This window comes from Micromonospora siamensis (assembly GCF_900090305.1).
In the GTDB taxonomy this organism is placed as follows: domain Bacteria; phylum Actinomycetota; class Actinomycetes; order Mycobacteriales; family Micromonosporaceae; genus Micromonospora; species Micromonospora siamensis.
This window is the reverse complement of sequence record NZ_LT607751.1, coordinates 62,063-76,114: the sequence shown is the minus strand read 5'-3', so window position 1 is coordinate 76,114 and position 14,052 is coordinate 62,063. Positions and strand designations below refer to the sequence as shown.

Here is a 14,052-nt window from a genome sequence, read left to right as displayed (position 1 = left end):
GTCAGAGGCGGTCCCGCAGGACGGTCCAGTGGGCGGCCACCGGCCGGTAGCCGAGCCCGACGTTCACCGCCAGCATCGGCGCGTTCTTCTCGTCGTTCGAGGTGTACGCCACGGTGATTCCACCGATGGCGGCCCGGTGCAGGGCGGCCCGCTTCGTCAGCGTGGCCAGGCCCCGACCCCGGTGGCGCGGCACGGTTCCGGTGAACGCCGACCACATCCGTTCCCCGTCCCGCTTGACCAGCGTGACCGCGGCCGGCTCCCCGTCGACCTCGGCGAGGGTGGTGGCGTGCTGGTCCAGCCCCGGGTCCTCCCACACCTCGAAGCGCCAGAGGTCGAAGTCCATCCCGACCGTTGGGACGTCGCCCGGCTCGTCCGACGCTGCCGCGGCGTCCACCTCGTGGAGCAGGTGCGGGTCCACCTCGGCGGCGGAGAGCAGGCGTACGCCGGGCGGGGCCGCCGGCATCGGTGGGGTGGGCCGCAGGCCCAGCGCCGAGTAGCGCAGCTCCCGGCTGGCGGTGAACCCGTGCCGGCGGGCGAACGGCAGCGACTCCGGTCGGCACGAGGTGAGGGCCCGCCGCGCGCCGATGGCCCGCAGGTGGCCCAGTGCCGCGTCCAGCAGTCCGGTGCCCAGGCCGCGTCGCCGGTGTTCCGGGTGGACGTGCAGGGTGGAGATCTCCCCGACGCCCGACTCGGAGGTCTCGACGTTCCGGTACGCCGACGCCCAGCCGACGACCCGACCGTCGGCCTCGGCCACCCAGGCGGTCCACTCCTCCCCGGGCGGCGGGTGGGCGATCATGTTCCGGGTCGACTCGACCCCGCGCAGCAGGTACGGGTGGACCAGGGCGCGCAGCGCGACCACCTCGGCGGCGTCCTGCGGATGAGCGGTGCGGATCAGCATGTGGAGAAACTAGATGGACCGCGCCGAAAACGGCGAAAGGTTTCCGGCGAACCTCACGATGGGTGATCGGACGGCGTGGTTACGCAGTGTGGCTTCCTGGCCGCCCTGTAGCCAACTCTCTCGACGCTTTGCTCTGCTGCCGCCCACGCAACACCGGCATTGGTCAGGGGATTTCGTTCGGGGGCGGAATCGCCCGGCATTCGCGAGCGAACACAAAGGGTGACTGTTGCGTGGGTGGCAGCAGAGCAAAGGCTGGGCAGGCATGGGTTGGGGGTCGAGTCCTAATCACAACAAGTGATCGCTCGTTGCGGTGTGCAGGCTGGTTCGGCCGACGGGAGGCGTCCGATCATCGGACGCCTCCCGCTCGGGCCGAGGCGCGGACCACCAGTTCGGTGGGGAGGATCTCCGCCTCGTCGATCGGCTCGCCGGCCGTCATCCGCAGGAGCTGGCGGGTCATCGCCCGACCCAGCTCCACGATCTCCCAGCGCACCGTGGTCAGCGGCGGATCGGTGTAGGCGGCCGTCTCGATGTCGTCGAAGCCGATCATCGCGACGTCCTCCGGCACCCGCCGCCCCGCCTCGCGGAGCGTCCGCAGGGCGGCGTGCGCCATCAGGTCCGACGCGGCGAAGACCGCGTCCAGCTCCGGGTCGGCGGCGAGCAGTTCGCGCATCGCCGCCGCGCCCGACTCCCGGGTGAAGTCCCCGTACGCGACCAGCTCGCCGAGCCCGGCCGCGGCCACCGCCTGCCGGTAACCGGTGAGCCGCTCGATGCCGGCGACCATGTCCTGCGGACCGGCGATGGTGGCGATCCGCCGGCGGCCGTCGGCGATCAGGTGGCGTACCGCCCGGGTCACCCCGCCGACGTTGTCGACGTCGACGTACGGCACCTGCGCGCCGTCGAGCGGCCGACCCGCGCAGACCACCGGGATGCCCAGCCGGGACAGCGTGCCGGGCAGCGGGTCCTCACCGTGCAGCGAGGCGAAGAGCACCCCGTCGACGTGCCGCCCGGTGGTGTACCGCTCGACCCGTTCGTGCCCGGCCGCCGACCCGGCCAGCATCAGCACCAGCTGCTTGTCGGCGGCCTCCAGCTCCTGGCTGACCCCACGGATGATGCCCGGGAAGACCTGGTCGTCGGAGAAGACCCGGGTGGCCTCCTCCGGCATGACCAGGGCCACCGAGTCGGTCCGCTGGGTGACCAGGCTGCGGGCGGCGAGGTTCGGCACGTACCCCAGTTCGTCGACCGCCCGGCGGACCGCCTCGCGGATCGGCTCGGCGACGGTGGTGGACCCGTTCACCACCCGGGACACCGTGGCCCGGGAGACCCCGGCCCGTCGGGCCACCGCCTCCAGCGTCGGCCGCTGCGCGGTCGTCATCCCCGTTACCACCACCTTGCTAGAGCCCGTTCCGGGCGATCACCTCCTGGTACCAGCGGGCGCTCTCCTTCGGTGTGCGTCGCTGGGTCAGGTAGTCGACGTGGACGATCCCGAACCGCTTGCGGTAACCCTCGGCCCATTCGAAGTTGTCCAGCAACGACCATACGAGATACCCGCGCAGATCGACCCCCCGGGCGATCGCCTCGTGTGCCGCGCGCAGGTGTCCGTCGAGGTACGCCACCCGATCGGTGTCGGCCACCCAGCCGGTGTCGTCCGGCCCCTCGGTGGCCGTCTTGTCGGGGAACGCCCCGCCGTTCTCGGTGATGATCAACGGCAGGCCGGGGTAGTCCCGGCCGATCCGCTCCAGCAGCCGGGTCAGCGCCGCCGGTTCGATCATCCAACCCATGTCGGTGAGCGGACCCGTCGGCGGCAGGAACTCCACCGACCCCTCGGTGCCCGGGTAGGCGCTCGCCCCCGCGCCGCCGGGGCGTCCGGCGACGTAGGTGGGCGAGTAGAAGTTGATCCCCAGCAGGTCGATCGGAGCGGCGATGACCTTCTCGTCCCCGTCCCGGATGAAGTCCGGCTCGACCAGCCGGGAGACATGCTCCAGCACGTCCTCCGGGTAGCCGGCGCCGGTCAGCGGGTCGAGGAAGATCCGGTTGTGCAGGCCGTCGACCAGCCGGACCGCGTCGGCGTCCGCCGCGCTGTCCGGGTCCGCCGGGCGGACGTCCGCCGGGTTCAGGGTGATCCCGACGACCTCCGCGCCGGCCGCGCGCAGCGCGCGGGCGGCCAGGCCGTGGCCGAGCAGCAGATGGTGTACGGCCCGGAAGGCCGCCCCCGCGTCCTGCTCCCCGGGCGCGTGCACACCGTTGCCGTAGCCGAGGTACGCCGAGCACCACGGCTCGTTGAGCGTGGTCCAGGTGCGGATCCGGTCGCCGAGCCGGCCGTGCACCGCGACCGCGTAGTCGGCGAAGTGCTCGGCGGTCTCCCGGTCGGTCCAGCCCCCGGTGTCCTGGAGCGTCTGCGGCAGGTCCCAGTGGTAGAGCGTGACGATCGGGTCGATGCCGTGCTGCAACAGGCAGTCGGTCAGCCGGTCGTAGAAGTCCAGCCCGCGGGGGTTGACCGGGCCGGTGCCGTCCGGGCGGATCCGCGGCCAGGCCACCGAGAACCGGTACGCCTTCAACCCCAGGTCCGCCATCATCGCCACGTCGGCGGCGTACCGGTGGTAGTGGTCGCAGGCGACGTCGCCGGTGTGCCCCTGGAAGACCTTCCCGGGCGTACGGCTGAAGGTGTCCCAGATCGACGGGCCGCGACCGTCCTCGGTGGCGGCGCCCTCGATCTGGTAGGCCGCGGTGGCCGCCCCCCAGACGAAGCCCTCGGGGAATCGGAACTCAGTCATGCCTTGACCGCGCCTTCCATGATGCCGCCGATGATCTGGCGGCCGAACACGATGAACACCAGCAGCAGGGGCAGGGTGGCGATGGCCGTGCCGGTGAACACCTGCGACATGTCCTGGTAGTAGCCGTCCGACAGGGCCCGCAGCGACAGCTGCACGGTCGGGTTCTCCGGGTCGTTGAGCACCGCGTACGGCCACAGGAAGTCGTTCCAGGTGGTCATGAAGGTGAGCAGGCCGAGCACCGCGGCGGCGGGGCGCAGCGCGGGCAGCACCACGTTCCAGTAGATCCGCGCGCTGTTGCAGCCGTCCATCCGGGCGGCCTCGATCAGCTCGGTGCTGACCGCCTGGCCGGCGTACTGGCGCATCATGAACACGCCGAACCCGGTGACCAGGGCGGGCACGATCACCGCCGGCAGCCGGTCGTTCCAGTTCAGCTTGGTCATCAGCATGTACAGCGGGATGACGCCGAGCTGGGTTGGCACCATCATCGTCGCCACGATCACCAGCAGCAGGGCGTTGCGACCCCGGAAGCGCAGCTTGGCGAAGGCGAATCCGGCCAGGGTGGAGAAGAAGACCACCGACACGGTGACCGAGGTGGCCACGATCGCCGAGTTGATCAGGCCGGTGAGGAAGTACGCGTCGGTGTTCTCGAACAGCCGGGCGATGTTCGCGCCGAGGTTGCCGCCGGGGGTGACCGGGGGCGGCACCTGGCCCATCGCGTCGCTGGTCCGGCTGGCCACCACGAACATCCAGTAGATCGGGAAGATCGACATGAGCGCTGTTATGGCCAGTGCCAGGTAGGTGAGCCGGCCGGCCGACCAGATCCGGGACATCAGGCGTCCTCCTTCAGGGCGCCGCCGCCGAGCCGGCGCAGCAGCAGCACGTTGATGGCGGCGACCACCGCGATCAGCGCGAAGAGCAGCCAGGCGACCGCCGAGCCGTAACCGAAGTTGTAGTTCGGGGCGAAGGCGTTCTCGAACATGTACATGGTCACCGTCTGCGACTCGCGCAGCGGCCCGCCGCGGATGGCGTTGGTGCCGGAGTTGAAGAGGCGGGGCTCGGTGAAGAGCTGGAGGCCGCCGATGGTGGAGATGATGACCGCGAAGACGATGGTCGGCTTGAGCAGCGGCACGGTGATCGACCAGAACTGCCGCGATCGACTCGCACCGTCGATCGAGGCGGATTCGTACAGGTCGCGGGGGATGGCCTGCATGGCGGCCAGGAAGATCAGCGCGTTGTAGCCGGTCCACCGCCAGTCGACCATGGTGGAGATGGCGACCCAGGAGGCGAACCGGTTGGCCTTCCAGCTGATCGCTTCGATGCCGACGTGGTCGAGCAGCCAGTTGATCATGCCGAACTCGCGGCCGAAGAGCACCGCGAACACGATCGCCACGGCGGCCGTCGAGGTGACGTTCGGGATCAGCACCGCCATCCGCCAGGTGGTCCGGGCGCGCAGCTGGCGGTTGAGCAGGTTCGCCAGCCAGAGCGCCAGGAGCAGCTGTGGGACGGTCGAGATGACGAAGATGCCGAGGGTGTTGACCACCGCGTGCCAGAAGTCGGGGTCACCCATCAGGGCGGTGTAGTTGTCCAGCCCGATGAAGGCGGGGTTGGTGCCGAGCAGGTCCCAGTCGTGCAGCGAGACCCAGAAGGTGTAGATCAGGGGGTACAGCCCGAACACGCCGAAGAGCAGGAAGAACGGCGCGATGTAGAGGTAGGGCGAGTACTTCGTGTCGAACCGGCTGAGCCGGTGCTGCCGAGATTGGCGGGGCGTGCGGTGCGCCGGTACGACCGGCGGGCGGGCGTCGAGTTGGACGGCCATGGCCCGGGACTCCTTTCCGCCGTGCGGGCGGTACCCCGTTGCCGGGGCCCGCCCGCACGTCTGGCTTCTCCGCTACTTGGCGGCGGCCTTCTTGGCGTTGGTCACCGCGTCGGTCCAACCCTGTTCGGGGCTGCGCTGCCCCAACTCGACGGTGCGGACGGCGTTCTCCACCTCGGTACGCACGGCCTGGTTCTTCGGACCCATGTACACCGGCTTCAGGTCCTTGGCACCGGCGGCGAAGATCTTGCCGACCGGGGCGTCGGAGAAGTACGGGTTCTTCGAGTCGACGATCGCCGGGTCCTCCAGGGCCTGCGGCGACGAGGGCAGCGGGCCCTTGGCCTTGAACGCGCCGATCTGACCCTTGGCGCTGGTCAGGAACTTGGCCAGCTCGATCGCCTCGGCCTGGTGCTTGCTCTGCTTGGGCACGGCGAGGAAGGAGCCGCCCCAGTTGCCGCCGTCACCGGGCACGTCGGCGACGTCCCACTTGCCCTTGGCCGCCGGGCCGGCGTTGCCCTCGATGACACCGGTCAGCCACGCCGGGCAGGCGATGGTGGCGAACTTGGACTGCTTGAAGGCGGAGACCCACTCCTCCGACCAGGAGCCGTACTTGCCGGAGAGCCCCGAGTCGATGATGTCCATGGTGGTGTCGTACGCCTGCTTGACCGCCGGGTTGCTGTCGACGACCAGGTTGTTGCTGGTGTCGTAGTAGCTGTAGCCGGAGGTGTTGCCGGCGGTCTGGAGCAGGATGGTGTTGAACGTGTTGGTCGCGGCGTCCAGGAACGACGCGCCGGTGTTCTTCGCCTTGAACTGCTCGCCGACCTTGATGTAGTCCTGCCACGTCGGCCAGAGCTTGGAGACCTGGTCCCGCTCGGTGGGCAGGCCGGCCTTGGCGAAGAGGTCCTTGCGGTAGCACATCGCCATGCCGCCGACGTCGGTGCCGAGGCCGATCAGCTGCTTGCCGTCGGCGGTCAGGCCCTGGTTCCACTTCCAGTCGAGGAAGTTGCCCTTGAGGTCGGCGGCGCCGTGGTCGAGCAGGTTGACGAAGTTCTGCGGGTTGGCCTTGTACTCGACCAGCAGACCCTCCTCGATCGCGACGATGTCACCGGCGCCCTTCCCGGCGGCCAGCCACTGGGTCAGCTTCGGGGAGTACTCGTCGAGGTTGCTGCCGGTGCCCCGCTCAACGATCTTCACGTTGGGGTGGCTGGCCATGTATTCCTTGTAGAGCTCGTCGTAGCCGAACTGGCCGAACACGTCGACGGTCAGGGTGACCGGACCGCCGGCGCTGGCATCGTCGTCGTCGCCACCGCCGCATGCGGTGGTGGAGAGCAGCGCGGTGGCGGCGACGAGGGCGACCGCCGCGAGGCGACGGCGCGAGAAGGTTGCCATCTCTTATCTGACCCCTCTGAGTCTGTGGGTGGTGGAGGTGGTGCGAGTAGCTGAGAGAGCGCTCTCACGAAAGGGTGGTGCCTGCTCAGGCTCCTGTCAAGAGAGCGCTCTCAGACCGTTACCGAAGACCCACCGAACGGCTCGGGGTGGCCCGCCGGACGGCGGGCCACCCCGGCGGTGGCATCGAGGGGGTACGCCTGTGGTCAGCCCACCCGCAGGCCGTCCAGCAGACCCCGGTCCCCGGTCACCCCGACGGCGTCGAAGCCCACCCGGCCCATCAGGGCCAGCAGCAGGTCGCTCGCGGTGCCGGTGACCTGCACCCGGGCGTGGTGGTCGTCGTGGTCGAGGATGGTGGCGGTGTCCAGCAGCGCCACGCCCTCGCCCCGCAGCCGGAGGAACCAGTCCTGCGCGGCGTCCGTCGCGGTCAGCTGCACCACCCCGTGCCACTGCCCCGGCTTCACCCGGCGACCGGCCGGCAGCCAGGTGTCCAGCACCTCGCTCACCCCGTCGGCGGCGAGCTTCGCCTCGATCGGCTCGCCCGCCGCGATGGCCAGCTGCGCGTCCCAGCGGTGCACGGCGGTCTCCAGGGCCATCCGGCGGGGCCAGAAGCCGGCCCGCTTCGGCTGCGGCGCGAAGTTCCACGCCGGCGCCTCCGGGTCCAGCCCGTCGAAGAGCGCCATCAGCCGGTCGTACTCCTGGCGGTACCACTGCACCGGGGTCAGCCCGGCTGGCAGCTCCGGGTCGTGCCGTTCCGGCCTGGTGGCGGTGCCCGCGTTCACCGCGGTCTGCGCCCAGGTGTAAGCCCGGGTGATGTGCAGGGTGAGGTCGGTGACCGTCCAGCCGGGACAGGAGAGCACCGGGGTCTCCGGCGGGGCCTCTGCCACGGCGGCGGCGAACGCCGGGCCCTCCACCCGCAGCGCGCCGATCCAGAAGTCCTTACTGCCCTGCAGTCTGCTCATCGCCATTCCTCCCGGGGGTGACCCGGCCACCAGTGGGTGCCGCGGCTTCCCCTCAGCCTAGGGTGAAAGGCGTGTCAGACGTCTACGCCCATCCGACAGCCGACGCCCGCCCGAACGGTGACCCGCTGGCCCGGTACACCACCCTGCGCCTGGGTGGCCCGGCGGGCCGGCTGGTCACCGCCGCCAGCGCCGACGAAATCGTACACAAGGTGCAGGAGGCGCAGCAGCGGGACGAACCCGTCCTCATCCTCGCGGGTGGCAGCAACGTGGTGATCGGGGACCAGGGCTTCCCTGGCACGGTGGTGCTGGTCCGCTCCCGGGGCCTGCGGGTGGTCGCCGAGGACGCCGAGACCGTCACCGTACGCGTCGAGGCCGGCGAGCCGTGGGACGACCTGGTCGCCGCCACCGTCGCCAACGGCTGGTCCGGCGTGGAGTGCCTCTCCGGCATCCCCGGCTCGGCCGGCGCCACCCCGATCCAGAACGTCGGCGCGTACGGCCAGGAGGTCGCCGAGACCATCGTCGGCGTCCAGGTGTACGACCGCACCGACGGCACCGTCGGCCGGATCGACGCGGCGGACTGCGGCTTCGCGTACCGGTCCAGCATCTTCAAGTACAGCGACCGGTGGGTGGTGCTCTCGGTCGACTTCCGGCTGGCCCGCTCCCCGCTCTCCGGCCCGGTCCGCTACGCCGAGCTGGCCCGTTCGCTCGGCGTCGAGGTGGGTGACCGGGTGCCGCTGGCCGACGCCCGGGCCACCGTGCTGCGGCTGCGCGCCGGCAAGGGCATGGTGCTGGACGCGGCCGACCCGGACACCTGGTCGGTCGGCTCGTTCTTCACCAACCCGGTGCTCGACCGGGAGGCGTACCAGCTGCTCCGCGAGCGGGCCGCCGACATCGCCGAGCCGCCCTCCTGGCCCTGTCCCGGCGACCTGGTCAAGGTCAGCGCCGCCTGGCTGATCGACAAGGCCGGCTTCACCAAGGGCCACCCCGGCCCCGAGGGCACCGCCATCTCCACCAAACACACCCTCGCCCTGACCAACCGCGCCGGCGGCACCAGCACCGCCGCCCTGGTGGCCCTGGCCAGAGAGATCAGAGACGGCGTCCACGCCCGCTTCGGCGTAACCCTCCACCCCGAACCCGTCCTCATCAACTGCACCATCTGACCCCTCGGGGATCCCACCGCCCCCACCTGAACCCCGTTGATCATGAAGTTGGCGGCGATGTGGATCTGGCGGTTTCTAGGCTTCAGTGCAACTGATCTTGGTTGGGCTGGAGGTGCTGGTGGCGAGGCCGGGTGTGTTGACGTTCGGGCATCGGCAGGTGTTGGAGCATTTGTGGGGGGTTGGTCGGACGATCTCGCAGATCGCGGGGGTTCTCGGGGTGCCGGTGTGCACGGTGTCGCGGGAGGTGGCGCGGAACAACAGTGCGCGGCACGGGACGAAGAACCCGCTGGGGCGGTCACTGCCGCATGGGCGGGGGCGCCGCCCGTATCGGTGGGGTTATCAGGCGCAGTGGGCGCAGCGGCGGGCTGACGCGGCCAGGCGGCGGCCGGCGAGGGCGAAGCTGGCGGTCGGTACGCGGCTGCGGCAGGTGGTGGCGGGGAAACTGGCCCGTAGGTGGTCTCCGAAGCAGATCGCCGCGTGGTTGCGGGCCACGTTCGCCGACCGGCCGGAGTTGCAGGTGTCCCACGAGACGATCTACCAGGCGATCTACGTGCAGTCGCGAGGCAATCTGAGGGCCGAGTTGACCCGGCAGGTAGCGCTACGGTCGGGACGCACCCAGCGGCGTCCGCAGTCACGTGCCGCGGGCGCCGCTCGCCGTCGGCGGCCCTGGATCGCAGACCTGCACATCAGCACCCGGCCCGCGGAGGTCACCGACCGGGCGGTGCCCGGGCACTGGGAAGGTGACCTGGTCATCGGCAAGGCCGGCGCCTCAGCGATCGTGACCCTGGTGGAACGAGCCACCCGTTACGTGATGCTCGGCGCCCTACCCCACGGCCGCGACAGCGAAGCCGTCATCGGTGTGCTCACCAACCTGGCCACCCGCATGCCCACGCACCTGCGCCGGTCGCTGACCTGGGACCAAGGCGTGGAAATGGCCACCCACCCCGTGTTCACCGTCGCCACCGGCTGCCCGGTCTACTTCTGCGACCCCCACAGCCCCTGGCAACGCGGCACCAACGAAAACACCAACGGGCTGCTACGCCAGTACTTCCCCAAGAGCAGCTACGACTTCCGCACCATCGACCAGAACGGCTTGGACGAGGTCGCCCACGAACTCAACACCCGCCCCCGACAGACGCTGGACTGGAACACCCCAGCCCAGCGTCTGGCTCACCTCATCACCGCCTAACGATTGCACTCACCCCTTGACCCCGCCCTCCGAAACTGCCGCTAACTTCATGATCAACGCGCGTCGGGGTGGGGGTCCGGGGTGGGGTGGGTGGGGCGTTCAGGGGGTGGGGGTTACGGCGGGCCAGGGGAGGGTCAGGGTGCCGTGGCGCCAGTGGTGGGGGCGGCCCTGGATGGGCCAGCCGGATTCCTTGACCGCGGTCACCGTGCGGGTCCAGCGGTCCCGGGGGCCGAAGGGGGCGTAGCCGGCGGCGGCGTGCCAGGCGTCGTCGAGGGCGCGGATCAGGTCGTGGATCCGCTCGCCGGGGACGTTGCGGTGGATCAGCGCCTTGGGCAGGCGTTCGGCCAGCTCGGCGGGGCTGGTCAGGGTGGTCAGCTTCGCGGCCAGGGTGAGCGTACGCGGGCCGGTGGCGTCCAGCAGCACCCAGCTGCCGAGCCGGCCCAGCTCGTCGCAGGTCCCCTCGACCAGCACGCCCCCGGGGGCCAGCCGGTCGGTGACGGTGGCCCAGGCGGCCGGGACCTCGCTCTCGTCGTACTGGCGGAGCACGTTGAACGCGCGGACCAGGGCGGGACGCAGCCCGGCCAGCTCGAAACCGCCCCGGGCGAAGGTGAGCCCGGGCGGATCGGCGACCGGCGCGGCGGCGGCCACCCGCGCCGGGTCGATCTCCAGGCCGACCAGCCGGACGTCGGGGCGTACCCGGGCGGCCAGCCGGGCCCGCAGCTCGACCGCGGTGACCGGGGTGGCGCCGTAGCCCAGGTCGACCACGAGCGGGTCGGCCGCGTCCCGGAGCAGTTCGCCACAGGTACGGACGATCCAGTTGTCCACCCGCCGCAGGCGGTTCGGGTTGGTCGTACCCCGGGTGACGACCCCCTGCGGTCTCACCGCCGGGCCCACTCCGCGCACCTCACTGGTGGACCCGGTGCACCTTGTGCTGGGCGGCCTGGGCCAGCGGGCGGACGACCAGCCGGTCCACGTTGACGTGGTGCGGACGGGTGGCGCACCAGGCGATGCAGTCCGCCACGTCGTCGGCGACCAGCGGCTCGGCCACCCCGGCGTAGACGGCCGCGGCCTTCTCCGCGTCGCCACCGAAGCGGACCAGGCCGAACTCGTCGGTCTTCACCATCCCGGGGTCGATCTCGATCACCCGCACCGGGCGGCCGGACAGCTCCAGCCGCAGCGTGCCGGCGATGGCGGTCTGCGCGTGCTTGGCCGCGACGTAGCCGCCGCCGCCCTCGTACGGCGTGAAACCCGCCGTGGAGCTGACGATCACGATGGTCCCGGCGCCGGACGCCTCCAGCGCCGGCAGCAGTGTCTGGGTGACCCGGAGCGTGCCGAGCACGTTGACGTCGTACATCCACTGCCAGTCGCCGATCGCGCCGGACTCGACCGGGTCCAGCCCGCGCGCGCCGCCGGCGTTGTTGACCAGCAGGGTGACCGGTCCGGGCGCGGCGGCGGCCGCGGCGGCCAGTTCGGCCACCGACTCGTCCGACGTGACGTCGCAGCCGACGGCGGTGGCGGTGCCGCCGGCCGCCTCGATCTCGGCGACCAGGCCGGCCAGCCGGTCGGTACGCCGCGCGGCGGCGAGCAGGTGGAAGCCCTCGGCGGCGAGCCGGCGGGCGGTGGCCGCCCCGATCCCGCTGGACGCACCGGTGACGATCGCGACAGAGGTCATCGGACCATTCTCGCCCCCGCCCCGACGGTCCCGCGCGGCCGGTCCCGCGCGGCCGGTCGGGGCCCGGCCGGGATGAGGTCCGTCACGACCGGTGCCCCGCCCGTACGCATTTCCGAAGCCCGATGGGGAAGATGACATCCGGCGTAGAGGTTGACCGAGAAGCGCCGGTCGTGCGGGACGGCATCAACCGTGACAAGAGGAGCGGACGTGGCGGAACAGCACGCCGGTGTGGGTCGTCAGCGAGGTGCCCTGCCGTGGCCCCGGCCCCGGCGCATCGCCACTCTCTCGGTGCACACCTCGCCGCTGCACCAGCCGGGCACCGGCGACGCGGGCGGGATGAACGTCTACATCCTCGAGGTGGCCCGCCGGATGGCCGAGGCCAACGTCGAGGTGGAGATCTTCACCCGGGCCACCTCCGGTGACCTGCCCCCGGTGGTCGAGATGGCGCCCGGCGTGCACGTCCGGCACATCACCTCCGGGCCGCTGGAGGGGCTGACCAAGGAGGAGCTGCCCGGCCAGCTCTGCGCGTTCACCGCCGGCGTGCTGCGCGCCGAGGCGGCCCGGCCGCCCGGCCACTACGACCTGATCCACTCGCACTACTGGCTCTCCGGCCAGGTCGGCTGGCTGGCCAAGGAGCGCTGGGGCGTGCCGCTGGTGCACACCGCGCACACCCTGGCCAAGGTGAAGAACAGCCAGCTCGCCGCCGGCGACCGGCCCGAGCCGAAGGCGCGGGTGATCGGCGAGGAGCAGGTGGTCGCCGAGGCCGACCGGCTGGTCGCCAACACCCGGGTCGAGGCCCGCGACCTGCTCGACCGCTACGACGCCGACCCGGACCGGGTCGCCGTGGTGGAGCCGGGCGTCGACCTGGACCGGTTCCGCCCGCCCGCCGGGGACCGGCAGGCCGCGGCGCTCGCCGCCCGCCGCCGGCTGGGCCTGCCCACCGACGGGTACGTGGTGGCCTTCGTCGGCCGGATCCAGCCGCTCAAGGCCCCCGACGTGCTGATCCGGGCGGTCGCCGCGCTGCGGCGGCGCGACCCCCGGCTCGCCGACCAGGTGACCGTGGTGATCTGCGGCGGGCCCAGCGGTAGCGGGCTGGACCGGCCGACCGCCCTGATCGAGCTGGCCGCCTCGCTGGGCGTCACCGACCGGGTGTGCTTCCTGCCGCCGCGCACCGGCGACGACCTGCCGGCGCTGTACCGGGCCGCCGACGTGGTGGCGGTGCCCTCGCACAACGAGTCGTTCGGGCTGGTGGCGCTGGAGGCGCAGGCCTGCGGCACCCCGGTGCTCGCCGCGGCCCGCGGCGGCCTGGTCACCGCCGTCCGGGACGGGGTCAGCGGGGTGCTCGTGGACAGCCACGACCCGGACGACTGGGCCCGTACGCTGTCCCGGCTGCTGCCGGACCGGGGCCGCCGGGTCGAGCTGTCCCGGGGCGCCGAGCGGCACGCCCGCAACTTCTCCTGGCAGCGCACCGTCTCGGGACTGCTCGCGGTCTACGGCGAGGCGATCGCCGAGCACCGGAGCCGGTTCGCCACCCAACTGTGCGGCGACGCCGCCCTCTCCTGCTCCTGGTGAGCCGGCGTCGGGCGGCCGGCCGGCGGCGACCGTAGAGTGGTCCGGATGAGCGCGAAGAGCGAAGTGGCCACCCTGATCGAGTCGGTCTGCGCCGAACGGGAGCTGGAGTGGGAGGCCACCGGCGAGGGGTCGTACGCGGTCACCCTGCCCGGCACCCACAAGCTGAAGACGGTCTGCAACCTGATCGTGGGTGAGCACGCGCTGCGGGTCGAGGCGTTCGTGATGCGCCAGCCGGACGAGCGCCGCGAGGAGCTCTGGGCCTGGCTGCTCCAGCGCAACGCCCGGATGTACGGGGTGTCGTTCTCGATCGACTCCGTCGGCGACGTCTACCTGACCGGTCGGGTGAACCTGGCCGGGGTGGACGCCGACGAGCTGGACCGGCTGCTCGGGGCCGTGCTGACGTACGCCGACGAGTCCTTCGACACGATGCTGGAGATCGGCTTCGGCACGGCGATCCGGCGCGAGTGGGAGTGGCGGGTCAAGCGCGGGGAGTCCACCGCCAACCTCGCCGCCTTCGCGCACCTCTTCGAGCCCTCCGGTGCGGGCCCGCAGGCCGATCCGGCGCCCGCCGCCTCCGGTGGTTCGGACCCGTCCTGACGGGTATGCCGCACCGCGCGGTGCGGCAGTGG

Annotated in this window: 13 protein-coding genes; 4 read left to right on the top strand and 9 right to left on the bottom strand. The window is 71.7% G+C overall.

Annotation, left to right across the window (positions count from 1 at the left end):
- Nucleotide 1: 1 nt before the first annotated feature.
- From GA0074704_RS00300 to GA0074704_RS00270, 7 genes are all read right to left on the bottom strand, one after another.
- A complete protein-coding gene (locus tag GA0074704_RS00300; protein ID WP_088968627.1) occupies nt 2–898 on the bottom strand; it encodes a GNAT family N-acetyltransferase in 897 nt (298 codons plus the stop codon).
- 346 nt (nt 899–1,244) lie between these two features.
- Nucleotides 1,245–2,270, bottom strand: a complete 1,026-nt coding sequence (locus tag GA0074704_RS00295) for a LacI family DNA-binding transcriptional regulator (protein WP_088968626.1) — start codon at nt 2,268–2,270, stop codon at nt 1,245–1,247.
- Nucleotides 2,271–2,289: 19 nt separating this feature from the next.
- Entirely contained in the window at nt 2,290–3,669 is a 1,380-nt protein-coding gene (locus tag GA0074704_RS00290; RefSeq protein ID WP_088968625.1) for a GH1 family beta-glucosidase, read from the bottom strand.
- Nucleotides 3,666–4,499, bottom strand: a complete 834-nt coding sequence (locus GA0074704_RS00285) for a carbohydrate ABC transporter permease (protein ID WP_088968624.1) — start codon at nt 4,497–4,499, stop codon at nt 3,666–3,668. The genes GA0074704_RS00290 and GA0074704_RS00285 overlap by 4 nt, the downstream gene beginning before the upstream one ends.
- A complete protein-coding gene (locus tag GA0074704_RS00280) occupies nt 4,499–5,485 on the bottom strand; it encodes a carbohydrate ABC transporter permease (RefSeq protein WP_088968623.1) in 987 nt (328 codons plus the stop codon). The genes GA0074704_RS00285 and GA0074704_RS00280 overlap by 1 nt, the downstream gene beginning before the upstream one ends.
- Before the next feature lie 72 nt (nt 5,486–5,557).
- A complete protein-coding gene (locus GA0074704_RS00275) occupies nt 5,558–6,871 on the bottom strand; it encodes an ABC transporter substrate-binding protein (protein WP_088968622.1) in 1,314 nt (437 codons plus the stop codon).
- Between the two features lie 203 nt (nt 6,872–7,074).
- Nucleotides 7,075–7,830, bottom strand: coding sequence for a maleylpyruvate isomerase N-terminal domain-containing protein (locus GA0074704_RS00270; RefSeq protein WP_088973348.1), 756 nt, complete (start codon nt 7,828–7,830; stop codon nt 7,075–7,077).
- 125 nt (nt 7,831–7,955) lie between these two features.
- On the opposite strand from GA0074704_RS00270, the gene GA0074704_RS00265 reads away from it, so the two are divergent.
- Both GA0074704_RS00265 and GA0074704_RS00260 read left to right on the top strand, forming a co-directional pair.
- The gene (locus tag GA0074704_RS00265; RefSeq protein ID WP_377472371.1) at nt 7,956–8,990 is read left to right on the top strand and encodes a UDP-N-acetylmuramate dehydrogenase; all 1,035 of its coding nucleotides are present in this window, start codon (nt 7,956–7,958) and stop codon (nt 8,988–8,990) included.
- A gap of 85 nt (nt 8,991–9,075) precedes the next feature.
- Entirely contained in the window at nt 9,076–10,179 is a 1,104-nt protein-coding gene (locus tag GA0074704_RS00260; RefSeq protein WP_088968620.1) for an IS30 family transposase, read from the top strand.
- A gap of 99 nt (nt 10,180–10,278) precedes the next feature.
- Here the strand turns inward: GA0074704_RS00260 and GA0074704_RS00255 are convergent, their stop codons facing one another.
- Together GA0074704_RS00255 and GA0074704_RS00250 are read right to left on the bottom strand one after the other, a co-directional pair.
- Nucleotides 10,279–11,061 (bottom strand): class I SAM-dependent methyltransferase, encoded by a 783-nt coding sequence (locus GA0074704_RS00255; protein ID WP_231926714.1) that lies wholly within the window; start codon nt 11,059–11,061, stop codon nt 10,279–10,281.
- A 22-nt stretch (nt 11,062–11,083) separates the two neighbouring features.
- On the bottom strand, nt 11,084–11,851 hold the full coding sequence (locus GA0074704_RS00250; RefSeq protein ID WP_088968618.1) for an SDR family NAD(P)-dependent oxidoreductase: 768 nt from the start codon (nt 11,849–11,851) through the stop codon (nt 11,084–11,086).
- A 207-nt stretch (nt 11,852–12,058) separates the two neighbouring features.
- On the opposite strand from GA0074704_RS00250, the gene mshA reads away from it, so the two are divergent.
- Together mshA and GA0074704_RS00240 are read left to right on the top strand one after the other, a co-directional pair.
- Entirely contained in the window at nt 12,059–13,423 is a 1,365-nt protein-coding gene (gene mshA / locus GA0074704_RS00245; protein WP_088968617.1) for a D-inositol-3-phosphate glycosyltransferase, read from the top strand.
- Nucleotides 13,424–13,468: 45 nt separating this feature from the next.
- Entirely contained in the window at nt 13,469–14,020 is a 552-nt protein-coding gene (locus GA0074704_RS00240; RefSeq protein ID WP_088968616.1) for a type III secretion system chaperone family protein, read from the top strand.
- Nucleotides 14,021–14,052 lie beyond the last annotated feature (32 nt).

Excerpts from the sequence above, each read along its gene's own strand:
- GA0074704_RS00300 (WP_088968627.1), bottom strand. The coding sequence starts at position 898 with ATGCTGATCCGCACCGCTCATCCGCAGGACGCCGCCGAGGTGGTCGCG.
- GA0074704_RS00295 (WP_088968626.1), bottom strand. The coding sequence starts at position 2,270 with ATGACGACCGCGCAGCGGCCGACGCTGGAGGCGGTGGCCCGACGGGCC.
- GA0074704_RS00250 (WP_088968618.1), bottom strand. The coding sequence starts at position 11,851 with ATGACCTCTGTCGCGATCGTCACCGGTGCGTCCAGCGGGATCGGGGCG.
- GA0074704_RS00240 (WP_088968616.1), top strand. The coding sequence starts at position 13,469 with ATGAGCGCGAAGAGCGAAGTGGCCACCCTGATCGAGTCGGTCTGCGCC.
- GA0074704_RS00275 (WP_088968622.1), bottom strand. The coding sequence starts at position 6,871 with ATGGCAACCTTCTCGCGCCGTCGCCTCGCGGCGGTCGCCCTCGTCGCC.
- GA0074704_RS00280 (WP_088968623.1), bottom strand. The coding sequence starts at position 5,485 with ATGGCCGTCCAACTCGACGCCCGCCCGCCGGTCGTACCGGCGCACCGC.
- GA0074704_RS00270 (WP_088973348.1), bottom strand. The coding sequence starts at position 7,830 with ATGAGCAGACTGCAGGGCAGTAAGGACTTCTGGATCGGCGCGCTGCGG.
- GA0074704_RS00290 (WP_088968625.1), bottom strand. The coding sequence starts at position 3,669 with ATGACTGAGTTCCGATTCCCCGAGGGCTTCGTCTGGGGGGCGGCCACC.
- GA0074704_RS00285 (WP_088968624.1), bottom strand. The coding sequence starts at position 4,499 with ATGTCCCGGATCTGGTCGGCCGGCCGGCTCACCTACCTGGCACTGGCC.